The following is a 9,725-nucleotide window of genomic DNA, read 5'->3' as shown; positions in this document are numbered from 1 at the left end:
GACAAGCAACACGCCCGCCTCACCGCGGCGATCGCTGCTGATGAGCGCCACGACGCGGTCCACATCGCCTGGCAGTGCGCCCAGAAGGTGCGGGCCGCCTACGCCCACCCCGACCCGAGCAAGGGCCGCGAGCTCGCCGAGCAGGTCGTCGCCAGCTTCCCCACCTGCCCCATCCCCGAAATCGCCCGCCTGGGCCGGACCCTGCGCCAGTGGAAGGACGCCTTCCTGGCCTACTTCGACACCGGACGCGCCAGCAACGGTGGCACCGAGAGCATCAACGGCTTGATCGAACTCCACCGCCGCATCGCCCGCGGCTTCCGCAACCGCGAGAACTACCGACTACGCATGCTCCTCATCGGCGGCGGACTCACCCCACCCCCACCGCAAGTGTGAAGAGCCAGATAATCGACCCAGCGTGCCAGCAGCGTCGCTGGCACGCCCTCCTCCTGATCGCCCCGATGCCAGGTGCCCACCCCGCGGCTTTCCGCAACGGCGGAAGCGCTGTGTTGGCGGGGCGGCGTCCGGTGCGAGGACACTGGAAGACGTGAGAGACCGGCCTTCGCAACGATCCGCGAGGGCCCACGGACAGCGGCCACGGCGCGAGCCGGGCGGCGTCCGGATCGAGCACGACCCAACCAACGAGAGGAACTGAACCATGGCATTCCCGACCGACTTCTTCTGGGGCGCCTCCTCGAGCGCCTACCAGATCGAAGGTGCCTCGGCCAAGGACGGCAAGGGCAAGAGCGTGCAGGACGTCAAGGAGATCCCGGCGGAACTCCCCGACTTCACCGTCTGCTCCGGCCACTACGAGCGCTACAAGGAAGACGTCGCGCTGTTCAAGGAGCTCGGCCTCAAGGCATACCGCTTCTCGATCGCGTGGACGCGCATCATCCCCGACGGCGTGGGTGAGGTCAACCAGGCCGGCGTCGACTTCTACAACAGCCTCATCGACGAGCTCAAGGCGAACGACATCGAGCCCATCGTCACCATCTACCACTTCGACCTGCCGGCCGCGCTCCAGGAGAAGGGCGGCTGGGGCGAGCGCGCCACCGTCGACGCCTTCGTCGACTTCGCTCGCGTCTGCTTCGAGACGTTCGGCGACCGCGTGAAGTACTGGCAGACCATCAACGAGCAGAACATGATGACGCTCGTGCCCGAGCACGTGGTGAGCGGCCCGCTCGAGGGTTACCCGCTCTACCAAGCCAACCATCACATGTTCGTCGCCCAGAGCAAGGCCATGGCCGTGTGCCACGAGGTGCGCCCCGAGTGCAAGATCGGCCCGGCGCCGAACATCTCGGTCAACTACCCGGCCTCCAGCGACCCGAAGGACGTGCTGGCCGCCCAGTACGCCGACGCCGTCCGCAACTGGCTGTACCTGGACGCCGCCGTGTTCGGCGAGTACAACGCGCTGGCGCTGGACTTCATCAAGCGCTCCGGCTACACGATCGACGTCACCGACGAGGACCGCGAGATCATGCGGAACGGCAAGCCGGACTTCATCGCGTTCAACTACTACGCGACCGGCACGGTGGGCTACGTCGAGGGCGAGACGCTCGTCGACGATGAGGGCAACATCCACGGCCCCGGCAGCCAGGTCGACAACCCCCACCTGTCGAAGACCGAGTTCTCGGGCTGGTGGATCGACCCGGTCGGCTTCCGGAACACGATCAACGAGATCTACACCCGCTACCGCCTGCCGCTCGTCGTCACCGAGAACGGCCTCGGCGAGCGCGACGAGCTGGTCGACGGCCAGGTGAACGACGACTACCGCATCAAGTACCTGAGCGAGCACATCGCGCAGGTCAAGGCCGCCGTCGATTCCGGCATCCCGATGTTCGGGTACAACCCCTGGTCGGTCATGGACCTCATCTCCACCCACGAGGGGTTCCTGAAGCGCTACGGGTTCATCTACGTCAACCGCACCAACGACGACGAGTTGGATCTGGCCCGCATCAAGAAGAAGAGCTTCGGCTGGTACACCCGCGTGATCGAGTCCAACGGCGAGAACCTCTCCACCGAGATCTGAGCCTCGCTGCTCCAGCACCACCCCGAGGGGCCCGTCCGGACGGACGGGCCCCTTCGGCGTCCCGGAACTGCCACGCTGGAACACAACCATTCCTGCCGATCTCACGTTGTAGGGAGTATGAAGACGGAACAGCGGACGCGGTTCGAGGCCTTCGTGGCCGAGAACTCGAGCGGTCTGTCCCGGACGGCGTACCTGCTGACCGGCGACCCCCACACCGCCCAGGACCTCCTCCAGGAGGCGCTCACCCGCGCCTATCCCAAGTGGGAGCGCATCGAGCCGGGCCGCGAGTTCGCCTACCTGCGGCGGGCCATGGTCAACCTGCGCACCGACTGGTGGCGGCGCCGCCGGTACGAGGTGCTCACCGACCTGGACGCCGCCGGCGACGGCCCCGCCCGCTGGGACGCCGGCTACGACGCCGTCGACGACCGCGACACGATCGTGGCGCGGCTGGCCGGCTTGACCGCCCGCGAGCGAGCCATCGTCGTCCTCCGCTTCTACTCCGACCTGGCCGAGGCGGACGTCGCGTCCGAACTCGGCATCAGCGTCGGCACCGTGAAATCCACCTGCTCGCGCGCCCTCGCGCGGCTGGCCAAGGAAGAGGCACTCCGATGACTCCCTACGATCCCGACCGGCTGGTCGACGACCTGCACTCCATCCCCGTCCCCGAACTGACCGGCGGCCTCGCCGAGGCTGCGGTCGCCGAGGCCGGACGCCGCCGCGCCCGCCGGATCTCGGTTGCGGCTGGCGCCGCGGTCATCGTCGTGGCCGCCGCCGTCGCCACCCCCTTGTGGTGGCCCGACCGGACGCCGCTCGGCACCGTCACCGCCTCCCCGTCGCCGGTGCCGACCGTCACGACACCCTCACCGACGGCGTCCACCCCGCCGGCCTCGCCGACGGCCGAACCGTCACCGACGGCGTCCGGGACGCCGACGCGCACGCCCGCAGCCGTGCCCGACAAGGTGGTGACGCAAGTCGGTGTCGGTGAGCTGCAGGTCGGGATGACGCTGACTGACGGCATGGCCGCCGGGCTGGCGACCGACCAGGGCGAACTCTGCGGTCCCTACGACGTGACGGAGGCCAACAGTGCGCGGTACCCGTCCGTGTGGCAGAGCTGGACGAAGGACGGATTGCGCTCGCTGGCCATCGACGACGACCACATGCCGCCCGCCGACCACCTCGACTACGCCACCGAGCAGGGGATTCGCATCGGATCGACGCTGGCAGAGCTGGAGGCGGCCTACCCGGACGCGCAGCCCGTGGGTCTCGGCGAGGACGCATGGGGTCCGCTGGCGGAGGGATCGCTGCCCGGTGCCGGCATGACCGGCGAGGCGTACGCCCTGGAGAACGAGGGCCGGGCACTGGTGTTCTTCGTGCAGGACGATGCGGTCACCGCCCTCCTCGTGACCACCCGGGACGGCGACGGGCTGCTGGTGCCGATGATGAGCTGCTGAGGTGGGGCGGCGCGACACCACCGGACAACACGGGAACGCGCCGACAGGGACCGGCCCGACGATCCGAGGATCGCCGGGCCGGTCGTTGGGATTCACCGGTTACGACAAGGGGATCAACGGCGGTCGTCCCGCTCGAAGGCGTCACGGCCGGACGCGTCGTCCGGGCCGTCCAGGACCTCCCGCACGGGGCCGCGGCCATCCCCGTCGCGGTCCATGTCGAACGCGCGGTCGTCGCCGATGCGCGGGACGTTGCGCTCGTTGTATTCGTCGACGCGGTCGGGGTCGATGACGCCGCCGTCCCGGTTCACGCCGAACGCCTCGGGGTTCGTGTCGCCCACACGGCGGTCGTCCGGCCACTCGCCGCGGCGGTCGCCCTCGAAGGCGCCGCGTCCGTGGGCGTCGTCGGGTCCGTCGAGGACCTCGCCGACGGGGCCGCGTCCGTCGTGGTCACGGTCGAGCGGGTCGTCGTGCATGTCCAAGCCGCGCGGATCGGCGTAGCCGTACCGTTCGTCGCGCAGTGGGCCCTTGTCGTCGACCGCGGACGCCGCTCCGGCAGCGCCCGCCACACCGGCCGAGCCGGCGGCGTCCCAGCGGCCGTCGCGGAAGCCGCCCTCGTCGGCGTAGGAGCGCATGCGCGGATCGGTGCGCGGCTCACCGACGTCGTGGCCGTAGTGGCGGAAGAGCTCGGCCTCCTCCTCGGGAGTCAGCTGGCCGTTCTCGTCGATCGAGGGCGCGCCGGTGATCTGATCCTTCGTGTACGGCAGGTACAGGCGGTCGCCGTCGATCTGTGCGTCGGTCAGCGGGACGAAGTGGGTGCGCATGCCGAAGAGGCCCGTGTTGATCGTGACCCACGTGGGAGTGTTGGTGTCGTCGGAAACGTAGAGCTGGTCGACCCGACCGAGCCCCTGGCGATCACTCGTGAACACTTGTGCGCGGGCGATCTGCTCGTAGTCCGTCTGGGAGAACATCTTTGTCATCCTCTCGCTCCCCGGTCCCCAATATCGGTCTCACTAGGGAAAAGGCCGGTTGGCTCCCCACGCTAGGCGATGATTCACCACGGGACAAGGAGATTCACCGAACTACATGCGTGTGGCCAGGGGTGATGGGCCTACCGGTCCCGGGGTGAGTCCACTCATTCTCGGATCCGGGCTTGAACTCACACCCAGATCCGAGAATGAGTGGACTCATCGGGGTTGGGCGGTGGACGGGTCGCCTCCCTCCCATCACGTCGCGGCGGCGAGCGGGGAGCGGGCCGGGTCTCTACGCTGGGGGCGTGGACATCCAGGGAATGCGGCGCAGCTACGAGCAGGGCGAACTGGACGAGCGGGGGGCGTCCGACGAGCCGCTGGCCGTGTTCGCTCGCTGGTTCGAGGACGCGCGCCACCTCGGTCGACTCGAGGCCAACGCGATGAACCTCGCAACGGTGGGCGAGGACGGCGCCCCGCACGCACGCATGGTCCTCATGAAGGGCTTCGACACCGACGGGATCGTCTGGTACACGAACTACACCTCCCACAAGGGCCACGAACTGGACGCCGTCCCGCACGCCGCGCTGCTCTTCTACTGGGGGCCGCTGGAACGGCAGGTGCGCATCGAGGGCCCGGTCGAGAAGGTGTCGGACGCCGAATCGGACGCCTACTACGCGGTGCGTCCCCTGGACTCGCGGATCGGCGCCTGGGCATCGCCGCAGTCGGAGGTGATCGCCAATCGCGGCGTCCTCGTCGCCAACGCCGCCAAGGCGGCCGCCGAACACGGGCTCAACCCGCCGCGTCCGCCGTGGTGGGGCGGTTACCGGCTGCGGCCCGAACTGTGGGAGTTCTGGCAGGGCCGCAAGTCCCGGCTGCACGACCGCCTGCGCTACACCCTGCGCGACGGCCGTTGGACCCGGGAGCGCCTGGCCCCCTAAGGCGTCAGCGACCCCTCACGCGCGCGAGTACGCGGTGGCCTCTGCGACGAGGTCGGGGTCCGGCCGGATGCCGGTGTAGAGCACGAACTGCTCCAGCGCCTGCAAGCTCATCACCTCGGCGCCCGTGATGGTCACCTTGCCACGCTCCTCGCCGGCCTGCACCAGCGGCGTCCGGGCGGGCCGGGGCACGACGTCGAAGAGGACGGCGGCGGCGTCCACGACGGCGAGGTCGACGGGCAGGGAGCCGGCCTCGGGGCCGCCCTCCATGCCCACGGGCGTGCAGTTGATGACGGTCGCGGGGCGCCGATCGGCCAGCGACGGCGTCCAGTCGAAGCCGTACGCCGCCGCGAGGGCCGGGCCCGCCTCGGCGTTGCGGGCGACGACGACGCCGCCGTAGCCGTGGTCGCGGAGGGCCGCGACCGTCGCCTTCGCCATGCCGCCCGAGCCGAGGACGGCCACCTCACCGTCGGTGGGCACGGCGTAGGACGCGAGGAGGGAGGCGATGGCGAGGTAGTCGGTGTTGTAGGCCACCAGGTGGCCGTCGGTGTTGACGATCGTGTTCACCGAGTCGATGGCGCGGGCGGACGGCTCGAGCTCGTCGACCAACGGGATCACGGCCTCTTTGAACGGCATCGAAATGCCCGCGCCGCGGATGCCGAGCCCGCGGATGCCCGCGACGGCGGCGGCGATGTCGGGGGTGGTGAACGCCTTGTAGACGTAGTCGAGCCCGAGGGCGTCGTAGAGGAAGTTGTGGAAGCGGGTGCCCGTGTTGCCGGGGCGTCCGGAGAGGGAGATGCAGAGGGTGGTGTCCTTGGTGATGCCGCCGGCGATAGTCCTCACGCTGCCAGGGTAACGGCGAACCTGCGGGGGCGTGCCCTACCCTGAGCGGCATGGCAACCGACGGCGCCGGCCTGCTCAACTTCCGTGATCTCGGGGGGACGCCGACGGCGTCCGGTCGACTGATTCAGCCCGGACGCCTCTGGCGTTCGGAGATGCTGACGTTCTTGTCGCCGGACGACATGGAGACGCTCATCGCGGGTGGGCTGAGCGATGTCATCGACCTGCGCACCGACTACGAGGTGGCGGGGTCGCCGTCGCCGCTGCGGGCGCGTCCGGGGGTCGCCTACCACCACTTCAACTACTTCCCGGCCGTGGACGAGGGGGCCACGCTGGCGGAGTCGGCGGACTGGGACTTCGAATCCCACGATGTCGGCACCGCGACGACGGACGACGCCGCGAACTCGTTCCTCATGATGCTGGCGTTGCGCCCCGATTCGGTGCTGGCGGCCCTGCGCGTGATCGCGAACGCGCGGGGTGCGGCGCTGGTGCACTGCGCCGTCGGCCGCGACCGCACGGGGCTGACGGTGGCGCTGTGCCTCACCTTGATGGGGGTGCCCGACGATCTCATCGCCCGGGACTACGAGCTGACCGCCGACGTGATGGACACGGTGATCGAGCGGCAGTGGTCCGATCCGACCTACGCCGACCAGGTGGGGGACCGCTCCCTGTTCGACATCCGGCCGCGGGCCGCCTCGATGCTGCGGCTGCTCGCCTACCTGCGCGACGTCCACGGCGGTGCGCTGCCCCTGCTGCGCTCGCTCGGCTGGACGGACTCCGATCAGGCGGCTCTCGAGGCGCACCTGCTGGGGCGGTGACGACCTGCTTTTTCTGACCGAGGAAATCGTGACACGTGCCACGATTTCCTATGTCAGAAACGTGATCACACCGTGGGCAGCCGCCCCGCCCGCACCGCCGCCACCAGCTTGGCGTGGTCGGCCTCGGTCTGGTCGGCGTAGGCGCGGGCGAACGCGGCGAACGCCTCACCGGGGGCGTCCGACTTGCCCAGGTAGCCCGAGATGACCGATGCGCCCGACGTCCGCGCGTGCCCCTTGGCGAGCAGGTGGCCGGTGATCCCCGCGTAGTCGACCAGCGCGCCCGGCGTCATCGAGTCCAGCGGGACGCCGCCCTTCATGTTGCGGAACTGGCGCACGTAGTACTGGTGCTCGCCCACGGTGGTCCAGCCCAACAGCGGATCGGAGACGGTCTGCAACTGCTGCTGGTACTCCACGACCCGCTGCCCCTGGTGGGCGTGGTGCGCCTCGGCGCCGTGCACGAACGGGGCCAGCACCGATCGCTGCGCCTGCTTCAACTGCAGGAACAGCACGTCGTCCGGGCGCGACCCGACGAGCAGCGCCACCCACGCCCGCATGCCCACCGAGCCCACGCCGACCACCTTGTGGGCGATGTCCATGAGCGTGTATCCGCCCACGATCCGGCGCCATTGGGGCGTCAGGGTCTCCAGGTAGTCGTCGAGGCCTTGGGCGAGCGCCTCGTACTCCTCCTCGTCCGGGTGCGTCACCACCGGCGGGTCGTCCGCGATCCGCGTCGCCTCGGTGTCGCCGCCCGTCAGCTTGGGCAGGTGTCGGTCGGAGGTCCGCTTGCGGGCCGCCTTCGCCGCCCGCTCGATCTCGTCGCGCAGCGACTCCTCCGTCACCGACTCGTGCAGCAGGTCGACGTCGAGGTGGTTGTACGCCCGCCAGAGCAGCGGCTGCTTGCTCAGGAAGCTGACCTCATCGCGGTAGGCGTCCACGCAGGCCCGCACCGCATCGCCGCACGCCTCCTCGCTCGCCCCGTTGTCGCGCCCCAGCACCCAGATGGACGCCGTGAGTCGCCGCACGTCCCACTCCCAGGCCCCGGTGTGGGCCTCGTCGAAGTCGTTGAGGTCGATGACGAGCGCCCCCTCGGGCGACCGGTAGAACCCGATGTTACCGATGTGCGCATCACCGCAGGCCGTCGTCTGGACGCCCGTGGATGGCAGGTGCGCCACGTCCCACGCCATGAGGTTCGCCGTGCCGCGCAACAGGCCGAACGGGGACGCCGCCATGCGCGCCGTGCGCAGCCCGAGGAGCCACGGCAGCCTGCCCTCATGCGTGCGCTCGATCACGTCCACGACGTCCGGGCGATCCTTCGTGCCCTGCCAGACGCCCAGCATCCGGTGGGGCACCATGATCCGTAGGTTCCGCCCGTGCTGGACGCGCTCGTCGCGGTCGGACGCCGGGATGCGGAACGACGTGAACGCGTCCGCCAGATGCAGGCGCGGGTCGGCCGTGCGGGTCTCGGGCATGCGTCCTCCTTGCCTTCCTGCGAACGCATCGTAGGGCCAGTGCGACCCACGCGTGTCTCTCGGTCGGGACGATAGGGTGACTCCCGAACAGGTGCGATGCGCCCCGGTGTCGCCATGAGTGCACGAGGAGTCGTCATGCCAGCTCGGTCGGGATTGGCCCTGACCATCGGTTTCGCCGCCGAGCACGTCCGGGAGTCGAGCCCCCTGGTGCACTGCGTCGCCCCGCTCGGCGCCACCCCGTTCGTCGCCGACGTCGTCTACGGTGTCGGCGCCCGTTCGGTGGTGACCGGCACGGCCCGGGACGCCCTCGAGGCGGCCATGGGTGCCGATGCGGTCAGCCTCGACTTCGCGACACTGTCGTCGGAGTGGTCCGACTCGGTCGTGCCCAGCGTGAACGCCGTCAAGAGCGCCTCCGTGCCGTGGGTCATGGATCTCTCCCCACTCGGCCGTGCGCCCCTGCGCGTGGATCGCGCCCGTGCCCTGCTCGGCAACCGTCCGGCCGTCATCCTCACCACCGAGGGCACACTCGACGGTGCGCCGCTCGACGCGTCGGCGTCCGCCCTCGTGATCGGCGACCCGGTCGAACGCGTGCTCTTCGACGGCCGGGAGACGGGCGTGGGTCGCGGCGCCGACCTGCTCCGGCAGGTGCCCGGCGTCCGCTCGGCGGTGAGCGCCCTCATCGCCGCCTGCGCCGCCGTCACCGGCCCGCGTGAAGCCGCCCTCGCCGGCGCCGCCTGGCTCGCGCTGGCGTCCGAGCGGGCGGCGGGCCATGCGCACGGTCCGGCGTCCTTCCGGATCGCCCTGGTGGACGCCCTCGCCGAAGTCCGGGGCGACGAGATCGCCGAGTTCTTGCCGATCGGTTGACGTGACCCTCCGCTAGGGTGGGCCCGTGGCCTTCGTAAAGCTTGAACCATTGCTGTCCCACAAGGTGTTCCGCTGGGCGTCCGGCGTGAACGCAGCCGTGTCGTTGATCATGCTGGCGCTCGGGATCACCGTCGCCACCGGCAACCACGGCCTCCGTGAGATCCACGGCCACACCGGCCTGCTGTTCCTGCTGACGGCGCTCCTCGCTGCACTGTCGGCGCTGAGCTTCAGCCGCCAGTCGCGCAACAAGGGGCTCGTCATGCACGGGTTCGGCGTGTTCGTGCTGGCCGTCGCCCAGTATGCGATCGGCGAGATCGGGTGGTTCTGGGTGCACATCATCCTCGGTCTCGCCGT

Annotated in this window: 11 protein-coding genes; 8 read left to right on the top strand and 3 right to left on the bottom strand. The window is 70.0% G+C overall.

What is annotated here, in order from left to right; translation table 11 throughout:
* The 4 genes from Q1K57_RS01110 to Q1K57_RS01095 form a co-directional block, all read left to right on the top strand.
* A partial coding sequence (locus Q1K57_RS01110) for a transposase (RefSeq protein WP_300077962.1) occupies positions 1 to 393 on the top strand: 393 nt, incomplete at its 5' end.
* Between the two features lie 262 nt (positions 394 to 655).
* Complete coding sequence (locus Q1K57_RS01105; protein ID WP_300077959.1) at positions 656 to 2,026, top strand: glycoside hydrolase family 1 protein; 1,371 nt, start codon at positions 656 to 658, stop codon at positions 2,024 to 2,026.
* A 117-nt stretch (positions 2,027 to 2,143) separates the two neighbouring features.
* Complete coding sequence (locus tag Q1K57_RS01100) at positions 2,144 to 2,638, top strand: SigE family RNA polymerase sigma factor (protein WP_300077957.1); 495 nt, start codon at positions 2,144 to 2,146, stop codon at positions 2,636 to 2,638.
* Positions 2,635 to 3,477: a hypothetical protein gene (locus Q1K57_RS01095; RefSeq protein WP_300077954.1), complete on the top strand. Its 843-nt coding sequence runs from the start codon at positions 2,635 to 2,637 to the stop codon at positions 3,475 to 3,477. Before Q1K57_RS01100 ends, Q1K57_RS01095 begins: the two co-directional genes overlap by 4 nt.
* 113 nt (positions 3,478 to 3,590) lie before the next feature.
* Here Q1K57_RS01095 and Q1K57_RS01090 read toward each other — a convergent pair whose 3' ends face one another.
* Positions 3,591 to 4,445 carry a PRC-barrel domain-containing protein gene (locus Q1K57_RS01090; RefSeq protein WP_300077951.1) on the bottom strand — a complete coding sequence of 285 codons (855 nt, stop codon included), beginning with the start codon at positions 4,443 to 4,445 and terminating at the stop codon, positions 3,591 to 3,593.
* Positions 4,446 to 4,750: 305 nt separating this feature from the next.
* Between Q1K57_RS01090 and pdxH the strand changes: the two genes are divergently transcribed.
* Positions 4,751 to 5,383 (top strand): pyridoxamine 5'-phosphate oxidase, encoded by a 633-nt coding sequence (gene pdxH / locus Q1K57_RS01085; RefSeq protein WP_300077948.1) that lies wholly within the window; start codon positions 4,751 to 4,753, stop codon positions 5,381 to 5,383.
* 15 nt (positions 5,384 to 5,398) lie between these two features.
* Here pdxH and Q1K57_RS01080 read toward each other — a convergent pair whose 3' ends face one another.
* Entirely contained in the window at positions 5,399 to 6,223 is an 825-nt protein-coding gene (locus Q1K57_RS01080; protein WP_300077945.1) for a shikimate 5-dehydrogenase, read from the bottom strand.
* A gap of 50 nt (positions 6,224 to 6,273) precedes the next feature.
* Between Q1K57_RS01080 and Q1K57_RS01075 the strand changes: the two genes are divergently transcribed.
* Positions 6,274 to 7,038, top strand: coding sequence for a tyrosine-protein phosphatase (locus tag Q1K57_RS01075; protein ID WP_300077941.1), 765 nt, complete (start codon positions 6,274 to 6,276; stop codon positions 7,036 to 7,038).
* A 65-nt stretch (positions 7,039 to 7,103) separates the two neighbouring features.
* Here the strand turns inward: Q1K57_RS01075 and Q1K57_RS01070 are convergent, their stop codons facing one another.
* Complete coding sequence (locus Q1K57_RS01070; protein ID WP_300077938.1) at positions 7,104 to 8,507, bottom strand: DUF2252 domain-containing protein; 1,404 nt, start codon at positions 8,505 to 8,507, stop codon at positions 7,104 to 7,106.
* Between the two features lie 135 nt (positions 8,508 to 8,642).
* On the opposite strand from Q1K57_RS01070, the gene Q1K57_RS01065 reads away from it, so the two are divergent.
* Positions 8,643 to 9,371 (top strand): hydroxyethylthiazole kinase, encoded by a 729-nt coding sequence (locus Q1K57_RS01065; protein WP_300077935.1) that lies wholly within the window; start codon positions 8,643 to 8,645, stop codon positions 9,369 to 9,371.
* Positions 9,372 to 9,420: 49 nt separating this feature from the next.
* Positions 9,421 to 9,725, top strand: a 305-nt coding sequence (locus tag Q1K57_RS01060) for a hypothetical protein (RefSeq protein ID WP_300077932.1), incomplete at its 3' end; no start/stop codon positions are given.

The sequence above is a fragment of the Propioniciclava sp. genome, assembly GCF_029977985.1.
GTDB lineage: Bacteria > Actinomycetota > Actinomycetes > Propionibacteriales > Propionibacteriaceae > Propioniciclava.
This window is presented reverse-complemented; position numbering and strand designations above follow the sequence as displayed.